The following is an 18237-nucleotide window of genomic DNA, read 5'->3' as shown; positions in this document are numbered from 1 at the left end:
GGCCCGTCCGAGCGAGCCGGGTGGCCGACGATACGACTAGGGTTGTCTCATGAGTGTGCGGCGCGTGATGGGCACCGAGGTCGAGTACGGCGTGTCCGTGCCCGGCCAGCCGGGTGCGAACCCGATGGTCACGTCCTCCCAGGTGGTCAACGCCTACGGGGCGCGGCCCGAGCTCTCCAAGAACGGCCGGGCCCGGTGGGACTACGAGGAGGAGTCGCCGCTGCGCGACGCCCGCGGGTTCACCTATTCGGGTGCCCTCTACGACCCCGCCGAGGCGCTGGCCGACGAGGACCTCGGCCTCGCCAACGTGATACTGACCAACGGCGCGCGGCTGTACGTCGACCACGCCCACCCCGAGTACTCCACGCCCGAGGTGACCAACCCGCGGGACATCGTGCTGTGGGACAAGGCCGGCGAGCGGGTGATGGCCGAGGCGTCCCGGCGCGCGGCGAGCATTCCGGGGACGCTGCCGATCCACCTGTACAAGAACAACACCGACAACAAGGGCGCGAGCTACGGCGCGCACGAGAACTACCTGATGCGCCGCCAGACGCCCTTCGCCGACATCGTCATGCATCTGACCCCGTTCTTCGTGACGCGGCAGATCGTCTGCGGCGCCGGGCGGGTCGGCATCGGCCAGGACGGCTCGGGCCCGGGCTTCCAGATCTCCCAGCGCGCCGACTTCTTCGAGGTCGAGGTCGGGCTGGAGACGACCCTGAAGCGGCCGATCATCAACACCCGCGACGAGCCGCACGCCGACGCCGACAAGTACCGCCGCCTGCACGTGATCATCGGCGACGCGAACCTGTCGGAGATCTCGACGTACCTCAAGGTGGGCACGACGTCGCTGATCCTCGCGATGATCGAGGACAAGTCGCTCGCCGGCGACCTGGGCATCGCCGACCCGGTCACCGAGCTCAAGAACGTCAGCCACGACCCGACGCTCAAGCACCTCATCCGCATGCGCGACGGGCGCCGGCTCACCGCGCTGGACATCCAGTGGGCGTTCTACGAGCGGGCCCGGGCCTTCGTCGAGGGCCGCGAGGGCGACGACGCCGACGAGATCACCCTCGACGTGCTCGACCGCTGGGAGGACGCGCTGGACAAGCTCGGGCGCGACCCGATGCTGTGCGCCGGCGAGCTGGACTGGGTGGCCAAGCTGCGGCTGCTGGAGGGCTACCGGGAGCGCGAGTCGCTCGGCTGGTCCTCGCACAAGCTGCAGCTGGTCGATCTGCAGTACTCCGACGTGCGCCCCGAGAAGGGCCTGTACCAGCGGCTCGTCGCCCGCGGGTCGATGGCCACGCTGTTCACCGAGGAGGAGGTGCAGCGGGCGATCGTCGAGCCGCCGGACGACACCCGCGCCTACTTCCGCGGCCGCTGCCTGGCCAAGTACCCCGCCGAGGTGGTGGCGGCCAGCTGGGACTCCGTCATCTTCGATGTGGGCCGGGAGTCCCTGGTGCGGGTTCCGATGATGGAGCCCGAGCGGGGGACGAAGAAACACGTCGGCGCGCTGTTCGACAAGTGCCCGAGTGCGAAGGATCTGCTGGAAGCGATCACTTCCGGGTAAGTTCGATGCAGCGGTTGGTTTGGTGGTCCCCCCGAGGAGGATGAGGCATGGCTACTAGGGATACGGGCGGGCAGTCCCAGTCCGGAAAGTCCCGGCGCGACGAAGAGGAAGACGTCGCCGCGCCCGAGGTCAACCCGGAGACAGCCGAGCGGGTCGAGCAGCTGGGCGAGGACGTCGACGACCTCCTCGACGAGATCGACTCGGTGCTCGAGGAGAACGCCGAAGAATTCGTCCGCGGATACGTGCAAAAGGGCGGCCAGTAGCCGCACCACGCCGCCGCCCGTCCGGTCCTGCCGGGCGGGCGGTGCGTGTTCGCCCACAGCTTTGTGGCGCGCCGCTTTCCGGCTCTGTCGCGGCGTATTGTTGGGCACTACAGTCGATCACCACACTGCTACCAGAGGAGGGGCTCCGTTGCCGTCGGGTCTTGACCACTCAGGGCGCACGCCCGCCGCGTTCCACGCCGCGGGGACCTCGTCCTTCACTGAGTTCCTGTCGAGCGTGGCGCCGGAGATGCTCCCGGGCCGGCGGCCGCTCCCGCCGGGGATGGCGGCCGACGTGAGCGCCCACGCCACCACGATCGTCGCGATCACCTGCGCCGACGGCGTCCTCATGGGCGGCGACCGGCGGGCCACCATGGGCAACCTCATCGCCCAGCGCGACATCGAGAAGGTCTTCGCCGCCGACGCGTACTCGCTGGTCGGCATGGCCGGCACCGCGGGCTTCGGCCTGGAGATGATCCGGCTCTTCCAGGTCGAGCTGGAGCACTACGAGAAGATCGAGAGCAGCATGCTCTCCCTGGAGGGCAAGGCCAACCGGCTGGCCAGCATGGTGCGCAACAACCTCGGCGCCGCGATGCAGGGCCTGGCCGTGGTGCCGCTGTTCGCCGGCTTCGACGTGGACGCCAAGAGCGTCGACAAGGCCGGGCGCATCTTCAGCTTCGACGTCGCGGGCGGCGTGTACGAGGAGCGCGGCTACGACTCGATCGGCTCCGGCTCGCTGTTCGCCAAGTCCTCGCTCAAGAAGCGCTACCGGCCCGGGGTGACCACCGAGCAGGCCGCGAAGCTCGCGATCGAGGCGCTCTACGACGCCGCAGACGACGACACCGCGACCGGCGGCCCGGACCTGCTGCGCAACATCTTCCCGGTGATCATGACCGCGACGGTCGAGGGCACCCGGCGGCTCAGCGACGACGAGACCAGGGCCGTCGCCGAGGAGATCATCGCCGAGCGCCGCGACAACCCCGGCATCTGAACCTCAGCCCGCTGCCAACCCCGAAGCCGAAGGAGAACCCGCCACCGTGGCCATGCAGTTCTACGCCTCGCCCGAGCAGATCATGCGGGACCGCTCGGAGTACGCGCGCAAGGGCATCGCCCGTGGTCGCAGCGTCATGGTGCTCAGCTACGAGGGCGGCGTGCTGTTCGTGGCCGAGAACCTCTCGACCGCGCTGCACAAGGTCAGCGAGATCTACGACCGGATCGGGTTCGCCGCCGTGGGCCGCTACCCCGAGTTCGAGGCGCTGCGCTCGGCCGGGGTCCGCCTGGCCGACCTGCACGGCTACTCCTACGCCCGCGGCGACGTGACCGGCCGGCAGATCGCCAACTTCTACGCCCGCAACCTCGGCGCGATCTTCACCCAGGAGCAGAAGCCCTACGAGGTCGAGATCTGCGTCGCCGAGGCGGGCGGGACGGCGGAGGACGACGAGCTGTACCGGATCACCTATGACGGCTCGGTCCAGGACGAGCAGGGCATGGTGACCATGGGCGGGCAGTCCGACGCCATCGCCACCGCCGTGAAAAGCCGCCTGCGGCCCGACCAGACGCTCGCTGAGGCCCTGAAGCTGGCCGTCGAGGGTCTGGGGAGCGTCGGCGGGGAGAACGGCCAGCCGCGCCAGCTGGCGGCCCACCAGCTGGAGGTCGCGGTCCTGGACCGCAACCGGCCCGGGCGCACCTTCCGCCGGCTCACCGGCCTCGCCCTGACCGCGATCCTCGAGGACGCCTCGGCCGTGACCGACGTCGAGGAGGGCCTGGAGGACAAGCCGCAGCCGCCGGCCTCGCCGAGCACTCCGGCCGACAACGCCTCCGGCGGCACCGAGCCCCCGGCCGACGAGCCGAAGTCCGACGAGCCGAAGTCCGAGGACGAGTAACGCTTTCGGAGGGCGGGGCCGCTGCGGCCCCGCCCTTCGCTATGCGCGGATCATGGCGAGCAGCAGGACGACGAAGGCGCGGCCGAGATAGATGGTCGCCTTGACGGGGGAGTTGCTGGGGGTGCCCGCCATCCGGGGGCGCATCGCCACCGGGATCTGGGTGATCTTGTACCCGTTGCGGGCGAGCCGCACGAGCACCTCGATCGTGTCGCCGAGGTACTCCGCAGGGTACCAGTGCGCGAAGAACTCGATCGTGCGCCGGTTGCACGCGCGGTGCCCCGACGTCGTGTCGGTGAGCTTGGTGCGGGAGAGCCTGGACAGTACCGACGACAGCATTTTCATCGCCCATTTGCGGGGACCCTTGACGCTGTATCCGCCCTCGCCCGCGAACCGCGCCCCGATCACCAGATCGTGCTCGTCCAGCGCGTCGACGAGTTTCGGGATGTAGCGCGGGTCGTGCTGGCCGTCCGCGTCGACCTGGATCGCCACGTCGTAGCCGTGGTCGCGGGCGTAGCGGTACCCGGTGCGCATGGCCCCGCCGACGCCGAGGTTGAACGGCAGCTTGGCGACGATCGCGCCCGCCTCGGCCGCCTTGATCGCGGTGTCGTCGCCGGAGCCGTCGTCGACCACGATGATGTCGACCGTCGGCAGCTCGCCGCGCACCTCCCGGACGACCTCGGCGATCGATCCCGACTCGTTCCAGGCCGGGATGATGATCAGGACCTTCTTACCGTTGATCATCGAGAGCCGTTTCCTGAGCAGTGATCGTCTCGTGCGGGATCTCGTCCTGCGGGCGCGGGCGCCCCAGCTCGCTGCGCAACAGCGCCAGGTCCTCCGCGAGCGTCCGGGTCTCCTCCTCCAGCCGGCTGACCTCCCAGCTCAGGTGCACGGTGACCAGCAGCAGGAAGACGATGCCGAGGAACAGCACCAGGCTCACGCCGGAGGCGATGCCCAGCAGCTTCGCCGTCTTGTCGGTGATGAACGGGAAGAAGGCCAGCGGCAGCATGACGATGCTGACGACCAGCCAGAGAATCGCGTACTTCTCCTGCAACTGCCGCCGCCGCAGCAGCTCGACCATGAAGGCCAGCACCGCCAGCGCGGTCAGGCCGGTGACGATCGTGAGCTTCACCGGGCATCTCCGGACAACATGTCATGCAGCATGGCACGCCAGTCCCGCATCGGTGACATCCCGGCGGCGGCCCACCGCTCGTGGCCGAGGACGCTGAACGCGGGCCGCTTCGCCGGGCGCACGAACGCCTCGCTCGTGGTCCGGCGCACCCGGTCCGGATCGTGCCCGGCCTCGGTGAACACCGCCTGCGCCAGGCCGTGCCACGTGGTCCGGCCGCTCGCCGTGCCGTGGTAGATCCCGGCGGGTGCGCCCGACTCGGCCAGGGCCACCAGGCGCTCGGCCAGGTCGCGCGACCACGTCGGCTGCCCGGCCTGATCGTCGACGACGTCCACGAAGTCCCGCTCGCCGGCCAGGCGCAGCATCGTGCGCACGAAGTTCTTGCCGGTCGCCCCGTAGAGCCAGGCGGTGCGCACCACGTACCCGGTCGCGGGCAGCGTGCCGAGCACCGCCCGCTCGCCGGCCAGCTTGCCGCGGCCGTAGGCGTTGATCGGGTTCGTCGGGGCGTCCTCGGCGTAGGGCTCGGTGGCGTCGCCGTGGAACACGTAGTCGGTGGAGACGTGCACCAGCCGCGCCCCGGCGGCGGCGCACCCGGCGGCCAGCGCGGCCACGCCGGCCCCGTTGACCGCGGTCGCGGCGGCCTCGTCGGCCTCCGCGGCGTCGACGTCGGTCCAGGCGGCGGCGTTGAGCACCACGTCGTGCCCCTCGACCAGCGAGCGGACCTTGGCGGCGTCGGTGATGTCCAGCTCCGCCCGGCTCGCCGCGGTCACGTCCCGGCCGTCGAGCACGGCCAGCAGGTCCCGGCCCAACATCCCGCCGGCACCGGTGACGAGAAAGCGGACCGCGCGTCCTCCGCTTCGCTCCAGCCGCGCGGCCTGTGGACTGAGCCCCTGATGCCCGGCCCCTCCGCTGCGCTCCGGACCGGTCATGACCCGAGCGCCGCGCGCGTCTTGAGCGGCTCCCACCAGGAGCGGTTGCCCTGGTACCAGGCGACCGTCTCGGCGATGCCCTGCTCGAACGTGACCTGCGGCGCGTACCCGAGCTCGTTCGCGATCTTGTCGTGCGACAGGGAGTACCGGCGATCGTGGCCCTTGCGGTCCTCGACGTAGCGGACCGACGAGTCCCAGTCCCGCCCGGTCGCGGCCAGCAGCACCTCGGTCAGCTCCCGGTTGGTCAGCTCGCGGCCGCCGCCGATGTTGTAGACCTCGCCCGGCCGGCCCTTCTCCAGGGCGAGCTGGATGCCGTGGCAGTGATCCGACACGTGCAGCCAGTCGCGGATGTTGCCGCCGTCGCCGTACAGCGGGACCGTGCCGCCGTCGATCAGATTGGTGACGAAGAGCGGAATCACCTTTTCGGGGAACTGGTAGTGGCCGTAGTTGTTCGAGCAGCGGGTGACCACGACCTCCATCCCGTGCGTGCGGTGGTAGGCCAGCGCCAGCAGGTCCGAGCCCGCCTTCGAGGCCGAGTACGGCGAGTTCGGCGCGAGCGGCCACTCCTCGGTCCAGGACCCCTCCTGGATCGAGCCGTACACCTCGTCGGTGGACACGTGCAGGAACCGCCCGACCCCGGCCGCGCGGGCCGCGTCGAGCAGCACCTGGGTGCCCAGCACGTTGGTGGTCACGAACGGGCCGGCGCCGAGAATGGAGCGGTCCACGTGGCTCTCGGCGGCGAAGTGCACCACCGCGTCGTGGCCCGGCATGAGTTCCGCCACGAGTCCGCTGTCGCAGATGTCGCCCTCCACGAACGTGAGGGCGGAATCGTGTTCGACCGGGGCGAGATTCGCCCGGTTACCCGAATAGGTGAGCTTGTCCAGAACGGTCACGTCCGCGCCGGCGAATGCGGGATATCCGCCGGTCAGCAGGGTGCGCACGTAATGCGAGCCGATAAAACCGGCACCGCCGGTGACGAGGATTCTCACGGGATCGTGAGTCTAGTCCAACACCGATTTCGGCCGGGTCGACCCCGGCGGGGAGCGTCCCGTACGGTGGCCGGGTGCGCGGCATCATCCTCGCCGGTGGGACCGGCTCACGTCTGTGGCCCTTGACCAAGGCCGTGTCGAAGCAGCTGATGCCCGTCTTCGACAAGCCGATGATCTACTACCCGCTCACCACGCTGGTGATGGCGGGCATTCACGAGATCCTGGTGATCACGACGCCGGAGGATCAGGACCAGTTCGTCCGGTTGCTCGGTGACGGCTCCCAGTGGGGGCTCGCGATCCAGTACGCCGCGCAGCCCCGCCCCGAGGGCCTGGCCCAGGCGTTCATCATCGGCGCCGACTTCATCGGCGACGACACGGTGGCGCTGGTGCTGGGCGACAACATCTTCCACGGCGGCGCGCTGGGCGCCCGGCTGTCGGACAACACCGACGTGCAGGGCGGGCGCGTGTTCGCCTACCCGGTCTCCAACCCGCAGGACTACGGCGTGGTGGAGTTCGCCGCCGACGGCCGGGTGCTGTCGATCGAGGAGAAGCCGCTGCGGCCGAAGTCGCGCTATGCGGTTCCGGGCCTGTACTTCTACGACAACCGCGTCGTGCAGATCGCCCGCGACCTCAAGCCCAGCGACCGGGGCGAGCTGGAGATCACGGCGGTGAACGCGGCCTACCTCGAACGGGGTGAACTGCACGTCGCGGTCCTCGATCGCGGTACCGCCTGGCTGGACACGGGCACGTTCAACACGATGGTGCAGGCCGCCGAGTTCGTGCGCGTCATCGAGGAGCGGCAGGGCTTCAAGATCGGCTGCGTCGAGGAGGTCTGCTGGCGGGCCGGCCTGATCGGCGACGACCGGCTCCGCGAGCTGGCCGAGCCGCTGCGCAAGAGCGGGTACGGGGAGTACCTGCTGAATCTGCTCGACTGGCAGAATTGAACTTGATCTAGGACTTCCGCACCACGACCGACACGCTACGGAGCGATCACGTGAAGATCCGACAGCTCTCGATCGGCGGCGCCTGGGAGATCACCCCCGTCCAGCACGGGGACCCCCGGGGCCTGTTCACCGAGGTTTTCCGCGTCGACCACCTGGCCGCGGAGATCGGGCACCCGCTGCAGGTGCGCCAGACCAACCTCTCGGTCTCGGCCCGCGGGGTGGTGCGCGGCGTGCACTTCGCGGACGTGCCGCCGGGGCAGGCGAAGTACATCACCTGCGTGCGCGGGGCCGTGCTCGACGTGGTGGTGGACCTGCGGGTCGGATCCCCGACATTCGGCCGCTGGGAGGGCGTGCAGCTCGACGACGTCGACCGGCGCGCGGTGTACCTCTCCGAGGGCCTCGGCCACGGCTTCTGCTCGCTGACCGACGACGCGACGCTCACGTACATGGTCTCGGAGACGTACAACCCGACGGGCGAGCACGCGGTGCACCCGCTGGACCCCGAACTGGCCATCGCGTGGCCGGCCGACGAGCCGCTGCTGTCGGCCCGGGACGCGGCGGCGCCGTCGCTGGCCCGGACCCGCGAAGCCGGGGGGCTGCCGGACTACGCCACCTGTCAGAGGTATACCGAAAGTCTCCGCTCCCAATAGGTTCGAATCGGCGTTCAGACGGCTAATGTCTGTACATGGACCGGCGAATTTTCGGCCTTGAGACCGAATACGGGGTCACGTGTACCTACCGGGGGCAGCGCCGCCTGTCGCCGGACGAGGTCGCCCGCTACCTGTTCCGGCGCGTCGTGTCGTGGGGCCGTTCCAGCAACGTCTTCCTGCGCAACGGCGCGCGCCTCTACCTCGACGTGGGCTCCCACCCGGAATACGCCACGCCCGAGTGCGACTCCGTGCCCGACCTGGTGGTCCACGACCGCGCCGGTGAGCGCATCCTCGAGGGCCTGCTGGTCGACGCCGAGCGCCGCCTGCACGACGAGGGCATCGCCGGTGAGATCTACCTGTTCAAGAACAACACCGACTCCGCCGGCAACTCCTACGGCTGCCACGAGAACTACCTCGTCAGCCGGCACGGCGAGTTCGGCCGTCTCGCCGACATCCTGATCCCGTTCCTGGTCACCCGCCAGCTCATCTGCGGGGCCGGCAAGGTGCTGCAGACCCCGCGCGGCGCCGTGTACTGCCTGTCCCAGCGCGCCGAGCACATCTGGGAGGGCGTGTCGTCCGCGACCACCCGGTCCCGCCCGATCATCAACACCCGCGACGAGCCGCACGCCGACGCCGAGCGCTACCGCCGCCTGCACGTCATCGTCGGCGACTCGAACATGAACGAGGTCACCACGCTGCTCAAGGTCGGCACGGCCGACATCGTGCTGCGGATGATCGAGGCCGGCGTGGCGATGCGCGACCTGTCGCTGGAGAACCCGATCCGGGCCATCCGCGAGGTGTCGCACGACATCACCGGCCGCCGCAAGGTCCGCCTCGCCAGCGGCAAGGAGATCTCGGCGCTGGAGATCCAGCAGGAGTACTACGACAAGGCCACCGAGTTCCTCGACCGCCGCGGCGCCGACGCGGCCACCAAGCGGGTCATGGACCTGTGGGGCCGGGTGCTCGGCGCGGTCGAGTCCGGCAACCACAAGGAGGTCGAGCGCGAGGTCGACTGGGTGACCAAGCTCGGGCTCATCGAGCGGTACCAGGCCAAGCACGATCTGCCGCTGTCGCACCCGCGGGTGGCGCAGATGGACCTCGCCTACCACGACCTGCGCCGCGGCCGGGGCCTCTACGGGCTGCTGGAGAAGCGCGGCTCGGTCGACCGGGTCGCCACCGACCTCGACATCTTCGAGGCCAAGGAGACCCCGCCGCAGACCACCCGGGCCCGCCTGCGCGGCGAGTTCATCCGCCACGCCCAGGAGCGCCGCCGCGACTTCACCGTCGACTGGGTGCACCTCAAGCTGAACGACCAGGCGCAGCGCACGGTGCTGTGCAAGGACCCGTTCCGCGCGTACGACGAGCGCGTCGACCGCCTCATCGCCAGCATGTGACGTTTTCTCGACCTTCGGGGGCTAGGCTGGCCGGGCTATGGACCAGTTGCCCGATCAGCCGCCCCCGAGGCCGAAGAAGCTGCAGGCCGACTTCAACCCGGACCGCCCGGCCTCGAACCGGTTCGGCCGCCGCCTCCAGCGCATCCGCGACGAGGTCGAGCGCAACCGGACGGTCGGGCCGAAGTACCCCACCTGGCTGCTCGCCCTGGTGCTCATCGCGGTCATCGCGTTCTTCACGCTGATCGTGATCTACGCATGATCCCTCGCCTGGCCCGGGCCCTCGTGATCCCGGCCGCCTGCCTCGCGCTGTCGCTGTCGCTTTCCGCCTGCACCGACGACGGCCCCAGGCGCAGCCCGCTCCCGGCCGGCCCGACCGGCAACGCCGAGGCCTCCCGCCAGCCGCTGGCGTCCCCGAGCCTGCCCCCGGTCGTCAACTCCGACGGCTGCCAGGGCCTCATCGCCGCCGGCCAGGTCCAGCAGTCCACCGGCCTCGCCGTGCAGCCCAGCCAGGGCGACGGGGCGGCGGCGGTCGCGCAGTACGGCCAGGCGGTCCAGACCCTCGGCCTCAACGCCCGCGCCCGGATGTGCCCCTTCGGCAGCCCGGCCGGCGACCAGGTCACGGTGGTCGCGCTGACCTTCACCGACGCTGCCCAGGCGCAGAAGCTCTGGACGACGATCGCCTCCCTCGAGGCCGTCGGCGGGGTGGGGGAGGCCGCGCTGAGCGACAAGTCCAAGACGATGCTGACCCGGCGCGGGAAGGCGATCGTGGCGGTCTACCTGGTCGTGGCGGCCGCCCCGGACGCGGACCACCTGTCGCAGCTGCGCTCGGTCGCCAACGCGGCCCTCGCGAAAGCCTGATCTTGACGATATGTCGGGCGCTGACGCGCCACGACATATCCCATGTATCGCCCGACAGGGTATAAATCCGATATGTCGGGCTGAGGCACGATGCCCGACATATCGGGTCAGGCCCCTAGAGAAGCGGCGTAACGCCCGGCCGCGGCGGCCGACAGGAAGTACGCCGTGTCCTCGGCGAGCCCGCGGCCCATCGTCGACAGCCGCACCGGCAGCTCGTCCAGCGGGCCGGCGAGATCCACCGACGGGACCTCCACCAGCGAGTGCGGGGGGCACAGCGCGGACAGCGCCGCCCGCACCTCGCCGGACAGGGGAGCGGGCAGGTCCGACGGCATCACGAGCGAGGCCGGGGCCAGCGCCACCCGGCCGAACGCCGTCAGGCTGTGGTGGGAGACGCCGCGGTGCCGGGGGCGCGGGTCGGCGTCGGAGATGCGGGGAGCCGCCACCGCGCGGCCGCCCAGGGCGTGCACGGCGTTCACCGCCTCGCCGGCCGCGACGCCCGAGAAGCCCCAGCTGGTACCGGTACCGAGGTTGCCCGGCCCCTGCGTGACGACCGCCAGGTCCGCCCGCAGGCCGTGCCGCGCCGCCAGCAGGCCGCTGTGCACGTTCGTGGACTCCAGGTCGCCGCCGAAGGACTGGCCCGTGGTCACCGTGCCGGCCAGCAGCGGGGCCAGGCCGTCCAGCGTGCGGGAGAACCAGGCGGGCAGGGCGCCGCCGTCGGTCATGACGTACGCGACGCGCGCGTCCGGGCGCTGCGCCAGCGCGCCCGCCACGACCGCCGGGAGCGCGGAGTGCAGGTCGGCCACGACCACCGGCATGCCGCCCAGGTCGACCGCGTCGACCAGCGCGGACCGCAGGGGAGAGGCCTCCTCGTCGGCGGCCAGGACGATCGCCTGCAACGGGGTGTACCGCGCCTTGACCACGTGGCCCGGCACGTCCACGTCGTCCGGGAGCCGGTCCGGCAGCGCCACGACCAGCGCGTAGCCGCCGGTGCCGAGGCCCAGGGCGAGCGCGTTCAGGTTCAGCAGCACCCGGTCGCCCGCGCGGGGGACGCCGACGAGCGCGGGGTAGGCCAGTGCGCGTACCGAAGCGGGATCTTCGGCTCTTCGCTTCTCGACGGCGACGTCGAGCTCCAGGCTGCCGCGCCACTCGCGGCGGGCCTCGATGACGGTTCCCCAGCGCCAGCGGATCACGGCGCACACAGTAACGCAGCGACACAGCGCGCTGTCGCGGTGACGGTGTGAACGCCGACCGTGTGGATGGCGCAGGACAGGCGTTCGGGCTGGTAGGTTCGCTTGCGTGTCGCGGACTCGAACCGAGCGCCTGGTGAATCTGGTGATCTGCCTGCTCGCTACGCGCCGTTTCCTGACCGCCGAGCAGATCGCCGCGATCGTCCCCGGCTACGAGCACGACCCCAACGACGAGCGCGACCACGAGGCGTTCCAGCGCAAGTTCGAGCGGGACAAGTCGGAGCTGCGCGAGCTCGGCGTGCCGCTGGAGATGGGCACCGCGAGCATCTTCGACAACGAGCAGGGCTACCGGATCGCCCGCCGGGAGTACGCGCTGCCCGACATCCCGCTCGCCCCGGACGAGGCGGCCGCCGTCGGCATCGCCGCGCGGCTGTGGCAGCAGACCGGGCTGGCCGCGGCCGCGTCCTCGGGCCTGGCCAAGCTGCGCGCCGGCGGCATCGACGTCGACCCGCACGCCACCCTCGGCGTCGAGGCGGTGGTCACCGTCGACCCGGCGTTCGAGCCGCTCACCGCGGCCGTGCGGGACCGGCAGGCGGTCAGCTTCTCCTACGAGGTGCCCGAGCGCGACGGCGCCGGGGTCCGCCGGCTGCAGCCCTGGGGCGTGGTGTGCTGGCGGGGCCGGTGGTACGTCGTGGGCCACGACCTCGACCGCGACGCCGAGCGCTGCTTCCGGCTGTCCCGGATCGTCAGCGGCGTGCGGCGGATCGGCCGGCGGGGCGCCTACGAGCCCCCGAAGACCGACCTGATCGCCAAGGTCGCGGGGTTCAGCGGGCCCGTCGAGCGCCTCGGCCGGGCCACGGTGCTCGCCAAACCCGGGAAGGCCGCGGGTGTACGCCGCTGGGCCGAGCAGTGCGTGCCCTCGCCCGAGGGCGACCGGCTGACGCTGAGCTACTCGGACCACGAGCTGTTCGCGGGCTGGCTGGTGGGGTACGGCGCGGACCTGCTCGTCCTGGACCCGCCCGAGGTGCGCGACGAGGTCGTGCGCCGGCTGCGGGCCATCGCCGCCGCCTACGAGCCGGCCGGGTCGCAGCTCGGGGTGCCGGCGTGACGACCTCGGCGGACCGCCTGGGGCGGATGCTGAACCTGGTGCCGTACCTGCAGGCCCGCCCCGGCGTCACGCTCGCCGAGGCGGCGGCCGCGCACGGCATCACGGAACGGCAGCTGCGCGAGGACCTCGAGCTGCTGTGGATGTGCGGGCTGCCGGGGTACGGGCCGGGCGACCTGATCGACATGGCCTTCGCGGCCGACACGGTGACGCTGACGTACGACGCCGGGATCGGCCGCCCGCTGCGCCTCACGCCCGACGAGGCGCTCGCGCTCATCGTGGCCCTGCGCATGCTCGCCGAGACGCCGGGCGTGACCGCCGGCGACGGCGTCCACCGCGCGCTGGCGAAGATCGAGCACGCGGCCGGGGATCTCGCCGACGCCCCCGTGGCGGTACGCCAGCCCGGCGCCTCCGACCGCCTGGAGGAGCTGCGCGGGGCGGTGGACCGGCGGCGGGCGCTGCGGATCACGTACTACACGGCGACCCGGGACGAGACGACCGAGCGCGTCGTCGATCCGATGCGGATGCTCGTGGTGGGCCGGTGGGCGTACCTGGAGGCGTGGTGCCGCCGGGCCGAGGCGGTGCGCCTGTTCCGGGTCGACCGGATCGACGCCTCCACCGAGCTCGACGAGCCCGCGCAGGTGCCGCACCAGGCCCGGCCGACCGACACGCGCACCGGCACGCTGTTCACGCCGACCCCGGACCTGCCGCTGGTGACGCTGCGCGTCGGGCGAGGGGCGCGGTGGATCACCGAGCAGTACCCGTGCGAGACCGTCGAGCGCGGCCCGGGCGAGCACTGGACCGTCTCGCTGCGCGCCTCGGACCTCGACTGGGCCCGGCGGCTGGTGCTGCGGCTGGGGGCCGAGGTGACCGTGGTGGCCCCCGAAGAGCTGGCATCGGCCGTGGCGGCCGAGGCTCACGCGGCGCTTGCCGCGTATGTGCATTAAGGTCGGTCTCGTGCTGTGGTGGATCTCGGGTGCTCTCGTCCTGATCGCGCTGGTCATCCTGGTCGTGGTGGCGCTCAGTGTGATGAGCCGGCTGCGCGCGTTCGACCACGCGGCCCGGGGCATGCAGGCGCGCCTCGTCGACGGCCAGACGCGGGTCGAGCCCCGGCTCGCCGCCCTCCAGCAGACCGTCGAGCAGATGTTGCCGCAGCTCGAGGCCATGGCCGAGCAGCAGGCAGCCAAGCGCGCGGTTGAGAACAGTTAACAATCCTGCCGGATTAACCGGGCAAACCGCACCTTTGTCCGGACGGATGGTTGACGATCGGGCGAAGCACCGTCAACACTCGTCAGGACTTCAACGGCCGGACCCCTCCAGCTAACCCCCGGCCCCTGCCCTCACCCTCCGCTGGTCAGTAGGATGGTGAGGCAGCTCTGAATACAGTGAGGTGGCTTCATATGGGTGCAGTTAGGCCGTGGCACATCATCGTCCTGGTGGTCGTGCTGATCCTGCTGTTCGGCGCGAAGCGCCTGCCTGACGCGGCGCGCTCGCTCGGCCGCTCGATGCGGATCATCAAGGCCGAGACGAAGGGCCTGGCGGACGACGACGTCGACGCCAAGGCCGAGGCGCAGAACGGCCGGGAGCCGCTGCGGGGGGAGATCGCCGACAACCAGGCGTCGCCGTCGCCCCGCGTCGATCCCGTTGACCACGCTCGCGAGCGCTGAGGCGCGCTCCGGTCGTGAGTCTTCTCGCACGGCGGCGTGAGAAGGCGCCGTCGAACTTCGAGCGTGCCGCAGATGGCTCCATGACCCTCTTGGAGCATCTGCGGGAGCTCCGTACCCGGCTGTTCCGTGCCTCGATCGCGATCGTGATCGGCATGATCATCGGTTACCTGCTGTCGAAGCACGTCCTGCAGATCCTGCAGGAGCCGTACTGCGACCTCTCGAAGGCGACCGCGCTCAAGGAGAACAACGGGGTCCTTCCGCCCGGCTACAAGTGCTCGTTCGTCGCCCTCAAGGTGACCGACCCGCTGCTGCTGACGCTGAAGGTCTCGCTGTACACGGGCCTGATCGTCTCGTCGCCGTTCTGGATGTACCAGCTGTGGGCGTTCATCGCCCCCGGCATGCACCGCAACGAGCGCAAGTGGGCCTACGTGTTCGCCGGCCTGGCCGCCCCGCTCTTCGCGGCCGGCGCGGTGCTCGCGTTCATCGTGGTCTCGAAGGGCCTCGAGTTCCTGATCAACTTCATGCCACCGTCGACGGACATCATGCTCGAGGCGATGTCCTACGTCGACTTCGTCACCGGCATGATGCTGGTCTTCGGCGTCGCGTTCGAGTTCCCGCTCGGCATCATGCTGGCCAACATCGCCGGCATCGCCACGGGCAAGCGGCTGCTGGGCTGGTGGCGGATCGCGGTCTTCGTCTTCTTCGTCTTCGCCGCCGTGGCCACGCCGACCGCCGACCCGTTCGGCATGACGTTCCTGGCGCTGTGCATGTCCGTCCTGTACTTCGGGGCGGTCATCTTCGCGCTGGTCAACGACAAGCGCCGGGGCCGCAACCGGCCCTCGTTCGCCGGCATCGGCGACGACGAGGCGTCCTCGCTCGACGACTACGAGGTCGAACCGGTCGAGGCGGCCAGCCCGATCGACGGGTACGACCCGGTCGACGCCCCGACTCCGGTCGCGGCGCCGAGCTCGGTGGACCGGCCGCAGCCGCTGGACCGCCGCTTCGACGACATCACGTAAACCGTCTGTCTTCGCACGTCACGGCGCCTCTCGCACACGCGGGGGGCGCCGTGGTCGTTCGGTCCGCGCCGTGGTCGTTCGGATCCGAAAAGTCGGGTGGGCTCGTTTGGCAGGGTGTGCGGAGGGGGCGGCGGCGATCGCCGCGGGGCTGGGCCGGCCGGCGTCGGCGGTCTGCCGGGAACTGGCCCGCAACGCCGGCCCGGACGGCAGCTATCGGCCGTTCGCCGCGCAGCAGCGGGCTGAGGCACCGACCTCGCCGGGCACAGCCGCGAACACCTCGCCGCGGTCGCGGCTGAGCTCGACGGCCGGCCCAGGCAGACCCTCGGCTGGCACACGCGGGGGGCGCCGTGGTCGTTCGGGTCCGAAAAGTCGGGCGCTGGCGCGCCACGACTTTTCGGATTTATACCCCGTCACCGTCTGTCAGGGTATAAATCGGATATGTCCGATCACGGAGTGTCGGACATATCTGCTGAAAACGGGCGGCCGTAGGAACCGGGGCCGCTGAACGTTTACAGTCTCGGCCGTGAACATCGCGTTGCTCGCCAACCCCACCGCCGGCAAGGGCAGGCGGGCTTCGCTCCTCCCCGCGGTCGAAGAGCGCCTCGCCGCCGGGGGAGCGACCGTCGAGGTGCTCGCCGCCGGCAGCCAGCAGGAGGCCCGCGAACAGGCCCGGGAAGCCGTGCGGCGGTGTGACGCGCTCGTGGCCATGGGCGGGGACGGGACCGTGCACCTCGGGCTGCAGGCCGTCGCCGGCACCGGGGTGCCGTTCGGGATCGTGCCGGGCGGGACCGGGAACGACTTCGCGGTACGGCTGGGACTGCCCGCCGACCCGCTCGAGGCCGCCGCCGCGATCCGGGCCGGCCGCACGCGCGCGATCGACCTGGCGCGGCTCGAGGGCGGCGACGGGACGACGGCCTGGTTCGGGGCGGTGCTCGCGGCCGGGTTCGACGCGTTCGTCAACGAGCGGGCCAACCGGATGCGCTGGCCGAAAGGGCCGCAGCGGTACAACCGGGCGATCGTGGAGGAGCTGCTGGCGCTGAAGCCCAGGCGGTACACGATGAGCCTGGACGGCGCCGAGACGACCTTCGACTCCGTGCTGGTCGCGGTGGGCAACACGGAGAGTTATGGCGGGGGGTTCCGGATCGTGCCCGGCGCCGACCCGACCGACGGGCTGCTCGACGTCGTCGTGGCCGAGCCGCTGAGCCGGCTCACGCTCATGCGGCTGCGGCCCAAGGTGCTCAAGGGCACCCACGTGCAGGACCGGCGGGTCAGCACGCACCGGGTGCGCACCGTGCAACTCGCCGCCGAGGGGGTCACCGCATACGCCGACGGGGAGCGGATCTGCCCACTCCCCGTGACCATCACGTGTGTACCCGGAGCACTCACACTGCTCGGGTAACCGAAATCAGGCGGCGTTGCGGATGCGCACCTTCACGCCGTTGCCCGCGGGCTCGGTCGACACGTCGGACTGCTCGACGCCGTCCGGGATCGAGAAGCTGCGGCTGAACGAGGACGAGCTGGAGGAGCTCGACGAGAAGTGCGCGCCGCCGGCGTCGTGGCTCTCGGACGTACTGCCGCCGCTCTGGCCCTTGATCGTGAGGCGGCCGCCGCCGACCTGGACGTCGACGTCCGAGGGGTCGATGCCGTCGACGGTGATGACGAGGTCGTCGCCCTCGGTGGCGGTGCTCACCGAGGCGTGGTGCGCGTGCTGTGCGGCGTTGCCCATGTCCTGCTCCATGCGGGCGAGGGCGCTCGTGGGGTCCCAGCGGTTCAACGGCATGACGTACCTCCGCAGCAAGAATTCGTGTCGTTGCCTGCACTCTCGCCGTGAGAGCACGGCGCGACAAGCACAGAGCCGATGTTGCGACACTGTTTTCCCTGCGGAACGCGTTTCCAACCGCGGCCTCACACGAGCCGGAGGATTCCTCCCAGACCGTGCACCTTGCCCGGTTCACTCTCCGGAAGGACGAGCACCGTGCAGCCCGCCGCGGCGGCCCCCGCGTCCGCCGGGGTGTCGCCGACCATGAGCGCCCGCTCCGGGTCGACGCGCAGGGCCGCGCACGCCTTCCAGAAGATCGCCGGGTCGGGCTTGATCCGGCCGACCTCGTAGGACAGCACGAACTCGTCGACGAGGTCGGCGAAGCCCAGGTCGGCGGCGAGGGCCCGCAGGTCGAAGCCGATGTTGCTGACCACCGCCACCGGCACCCCGGCCGCGCGCAGGGCCTGCAGCGTGGGGACCGTGTCGGCGTAGAGCTGCCAGCCGTCGGCGAGCAGCAGCCGGTCGTACAGCGCCGTGGCGAGATCCTCGTCGACGGTCGCGGCGAGGCCGGTGAAGCTGGCCCGGTGCGCGTCCGCCGACAGGTCCCGGTCGGCCCAGACCTCGGCCAGGTGGGCCGGCACCCGGTGCGGCTTCGGGCCGCCGGCGCGCCCGGCCGTGGTGAGCCGGTCGGCGAGCACCGTAGCCTTGCCGCGTTCGAGGCTGATCCCGATGCTCTCGGCGGCGAGCGTCACCCACCGGACCGGGTCCTCGACCTGCGCAAGCGTCCCGTGGAAGTCCAGCAGCACCGCCTCGATCGGCCGTCGGGACGGGTCTGACTCATCGCTTTGCGGCACGCCAGCACGATACCTAGGAGCGGATCCTGGGCTTCGTCGCCTAGCC

General features: G+C 71.0%; 22 protein-coding genes. 15 read left to right on the top strand and 7 right to left on the bottom strand.

Annotated elements, in window-relative coordinates:
• The first annotated feature begins 49 nt into the window (after positions 1-49).
• The 4 genes from dop (at position 50) to prcA (ending at position 3710) form a co-directional block, all read left to right on the top strand.
• Complete coding sequence (gene dop / locus ACQPZ4_RS35450; protein WP_433045623.1) at positions 50-1567, top strand: depupylase/deamidase Dop; 1518 nt, start codon at positions 50-52, stop codon at positions 1565-1567.
• Between the two features lie 47 nt (positions 1568-1614).
• Entirely contained in the window at positions 1615-1830 is a 216-nt protein-coding gene (locus tag ACQPZ4_RS35445) for a ubiquitin-like protein Pup (RefSeq protein ID WP_033362892.1), read from the top strand.
• 148 nt (positions 1831-1978) lie between these two features.
• Positions 1979-2818: a proteasome subunit beta gene (gene prcB / locus ACQPZ4_RS35440; protein WP_433045619.1), complete on the top strand. Its 840-nt coding sequence runs from the start codon at positions 1979-1981 to the stop codon at positions 2816-2818.
• Positions 2819-2864: 46 nt separating this feature from the next.
• Positions 2865-3710 carry a proteasome subunit alpha gene (gene prcA / locus ACQPZ4_RS35435; RefSeq protein WP_433045616.1) on the top strand — a complete coding sequence of 282 codons (846 nt, stop codon included), beginning with the start codon at positions 2865-2867 and terminating at the stop codon, positions 3708-3710.
• Positions 3711-3749: 39 nt separating this feature from the next.
• On the opposite strand, the gene ACQPZ4_RS35430 is transcribed toward prcA, so the two are convergent.
• The 4 genes from ACQPZ4_RS35430 to rfbB all read right to left on the bottom strand — a co-directional run bounded on the left by ACQPZ4_RS35430 (position 3750) and on the right by rfbB (position 6754).
• Positions 3750-4451 carry a glycosyltransferase family 2 protein gene (locus ACQPZ4_RS35430; RefSeq protein ID WP_433045613.1) on the bottom strand — a complete coding sequence of 234 codons (702 nt, stop codon included), beginning with the start codon at positions 4449-4451 and terminating at the stop codon, positions 3750-3752.
• A complete protein-coding gene (locus ACQPZ4_RS35425; protein ID WP_433045610.1) occupies positions 4438-4839 on the bottom strand; it encodes a DUF2304 domain-containing protein in 402 nt (133 codons plus the stop codon). The genes ACQPZ4_RS35430 and ACQPZ4_RS35425 overlap by 14 nt, the downstream gene beginning before the upstream one ends.
• Positions 4836-5648 carry a dTDP-4-dehydrorhamnose reductase gene (gene rfbD / locus ACQPZ4_RS35420; protein WP_433066794.1) on the bottom strand — a complete coding sequence of 271 codons (813 nt, stop codon included), beginning with the start codon at positions 5646-5648 and terminating at the stop codon, positions 4836-4838. Before rfbD ends, ACQPZ4_RS35425 begins: the two co-directional genes overlap by 4 nt.
• A 113-nt stretch (positions 5649-5761) precedes the next feature.
• Entirely contained in the window at positions 5762-6754 is a 993-nt protein-coding gene (rfbB, locus tag ACQPZ4_RS35415) for a dTDP-glucose 4,6-dehydratase (protein ID WP_433045607.1), read from the bottom strand.
• A 74-nt stretch (positions 6755-6828) separates the two neighbouring features.
• Here rfbB and rfbA point away from each other — a divergent pair, with 74 nt between their 5' ends.
• The 5 genes from rfbA to ACQPZ4_RS35390 are packed head-to-tail and all read left to right on the top strand — an operon-like array spanning position 6829 to position 10600.
• The gene (gene rfbA, locus ACQPZ4_RS35410; RefSeq protein ID WP_433045604.1) at positions 6829-7698 is read left to right on the top strand and encodes a glucose-1-phosphate thymidylyltransferase RfbA; all 870 of its coding nucleotides are present in this window, start codon (positions 6829-6831) and stop codon (positions 7696-7698) included.
• Between the two features lie 50 nt (positions 7699-7748).
• A complete protein-coding gene (locus tag ACQPZ4_RS35405) occupies positions 7749-8348 on the top strand; it encodes a dTDP-4-dehydrorhamnose 3,5-epimerase family protein (RefSeq protein ID WP_433045601.1) in 600 nt (199 codons plus the stop codon).
• A 35-nt stretch (positions 8349-8383) separates the two neighbouring features.
• On the top strand, positions 8384-9742 hold the full coding sequence (gene pafA, locus ACQPZ4_RS35400; protein WP_433045598.1) for a Pup--protein ligase: 1359 nt from the start codon (positions 8384-8386) through the stop codon (positions 9740-9742).
• A 37-nt stretch (positions 9743-9779) separates the two neighbouring features.
• Positions 9780-10001 (top strand): hypothetical protein, encoded by a 222-nt coding sequence (locus ACQPZ4_RS35395; RefSeq protein ID WP_433045595.1) that lies wholly within the window; start codon positions 9780-9782, stop codon positions 9999-10001.
• Positions 9998-10600 carry a hypothetical protein gene (locus ACQPZ4_RS35390; RefSeq protein ID WP_433045592.1) on the top strand — a complete coding sequence of 201 codons (603 nt, stop codon included), beginning with the start codon at positions 9998-10000 and terminating at the stop codon, positions 10598-10600. Before ACQPZ4_RS35395 ends, ACQPZ4_RS35390 begins: the two co-directional genes overlap by 4 nt.
• Positions 10601-10707: 107 nt before the next feature.
• Here the strand turns inward: ACQPZ4_RS35390 and ACQPZ4_RS35385 are convergent, their stop codons facing one another.
• Positions 10708-11790: a DUF3866 family protein gene (locus tag ACQPZ4_RS35385; RefSeq protein ID WP_433045589.1), complete on the bottom strand. Its 1083-nt coding sequence runs from the start codon at positions 11788-11790 to the stop codon at positions 10708-10710.
• 106 nt (positions 11791-11896) lie between these two features.
• Here ACQPZ4_RS35385 and ACQPZ4_RS35380 point away from each other — a divergent pair, with 106 nt between their 5' ends.
• From ACQPZ4_RS35380 to ACQPZ4_RS35355, 6 genes are all read left to right on the top strand, one after another.
• A complete protein-coding gene (locus ACQPZ4_RS35380) occupies positions 11897-12895 on the top strand; it encodes a helix-turn-helix transcriptional regulator (protein ID WP_433045586.1) in 999 nt (332 codons plus the stop codon).
• Positions 12896-12921: 26 nt separating this feature from the next.
• Complete coding sequence (locus ACQPZ4_RS35375) at positions 12922-13839, top strand: helix-turn-helix transcriptional regulator (RefSeq protein WP_433066791.1); 918 nt, start codon at positions 12922-12924, stop codon at positions 13837-13839.
• Between the two features lie 10 nt (positions 13840-13849).
• Positions 13850-14101, top strand: a complete 252-nt coding sequence (locus tag ACQPZ4_RS35370; RefSeq protein WP_433045583.1) for a hypothetical protein — start codon at positions 13850-13852, stop codon at positions 14099-14101.
• Between the two features lie 191 nt (positions 14102-14292).
• Complete coding sequence (tatA, locus tag ACQPZ4_RS35365; RefSeq protein WP_433045580.1) at positions 14293-14559, top strand: Sec-independent protein translocase subunit TatA; 267 nt, start codon at positions 14293-14295, stop codon at positions 14557-14559.
• Between the two features lie 80 nt (positions 14560-14639).
• Entirely contained in the window at positions 14640-15578 is a 939-nt protein-coding gene (gene tatC, locus ACQPZ4_RS35360) for a twin-arginine translocase subunit TatC (protein ID WP_433045577.1), read from the top strand.
• Between the two features lie 523 nt (positions 15579-16101).
• The gene (locus ACQPZ4_RS35355; RefSeq protein ID WP_433045574.1) at positions 16102-16977 is read left to right on the top strand and encodes a diacylglycerol kinase; all 876 of its coding nucleotides are present in this window, start codon (positions 16102-16104) and stop codon (positions 16975-16977) included.
• Positions 16978-16983: 6 nt separating this feature from the next.
• Here the strand turns inward: ACQPZ4_RS35355 and ACQPZ4_RS35350 are convergent, their stop codons facing one another.
• Together ACQPZ4_RS35350 and ACQPZ4_RS35345 are read right to left on the bottom strand one after the other, a co-directional pair.
• A complete protein-coding gene (locus tag ACQPZ4_RS35350) occupies positions 16984-17358 on the bottom strand; it encodes an Hsp20 family protein (protein WP_433045571.1) in 375 nt (124 codons plus the stop codon).
• Between the two features lie 125 nt (positions 17359-17483).
• Positions 17484-18191, bottom strand: a complete 708-nt coding sequence (locus ACQPZ4_RS35345) for an HAD family hydrolase (protein WP_433045568.1) — start codon at positions 18189-18191, stop codon at positions 17484-17486.
• Positions 18192-18237 lie beyond the last annotated feature (46 nt).

Source organism: Dactylosporangium sp. CS-033363 (assembly GCF_050942475.1).
Lineage (GTDB): Bacteria > Actinomycetota > Actinomycetes > Mycobacteriales > Micromonosporaceae > Dactylosporangium.
This window is presented reverse-complemented; position numbering and strand designations above follow the sequence as displayed.

Bases quoted from the DNA above. Each gene is read 5' to 3' on its own strand.
- dop (WP_433045623.1), top strand. From the start codon at position 50: ATGAGTGTGCGGCGCGTGATGGGCACCGAGGTCGAGTACGGCGTGTCC.
- ACQPZ4_RS35445 (WP_033362892.1), top strand. From the start codon at position 1,615: ATGGCTACTAGGGATACGGGCGGGCAGTCCCAGTCCGGAAAGTCCCGG.
- ACQPZ4_RS35430 (WP_433045613.1), bottom strand. From the start codon at position 4,451: ATGATCAACGGTAAGAAGGTCCTGATCATCATCCCGGCCTGGAACGAG.
- rfbD (WP_433066794.1), bottom strand. From the start codon at position 5,648: ATGTTGGGCCGGGACCTGCTGGCCGTGCTCGACGGCCGGGACGTGACC.
- pafA (WP_433045598.1), top strand. From the start codon at position 8,384: ATGGACCGGCGAATTTTCGGCCTTGAGACCGAATACGGGGTCACGTGT.
- ACQPZ4_RS35395 (WP_433045595.1), top strand. From the start codon at position 9,780: ATGGACCAGTTGCCCGATCAGCCGCCCCCGAGGCCGAAGAAGCTGCAG.
- ACQPZ4_RS35390 (WP_433045592.1), top strand. From the start codon at position 9,998: ATGATCCCTCGCCTGGCCCGGGCCCTCGTGATCCCGGCCGCCTGCCTC.
- ACQPZ4_RS35375 (WP_433066791.1), top strand. From the start codon at position 12,922: ATGCTGAACCTGGTGCCGTACCTGCAGGCCCGCCCCGGCGTCACGCTC.
- tatA (WP_433045580.1), top strand. From the start codon at position 14,293: ATGGGTGCAGTTAGGCCGTGGCACATCATCGTCCTGGTGGTCGTGCTG.
- tatC (WP_433045577.1), top strand. From the start codon at position 14,640: ATGACCCTCTTGGAGCATCTGCGGGAGCTCCGTACCCGGCTGTTCCGT.
- ACQPZ4_RS35350 (WP_433045571.1), bottom strand. From the start codon at position 17,358: ATGCCGTTGAACCGCTGGGACCCCACGAGCGCCCTCGCCCGCATGGAG.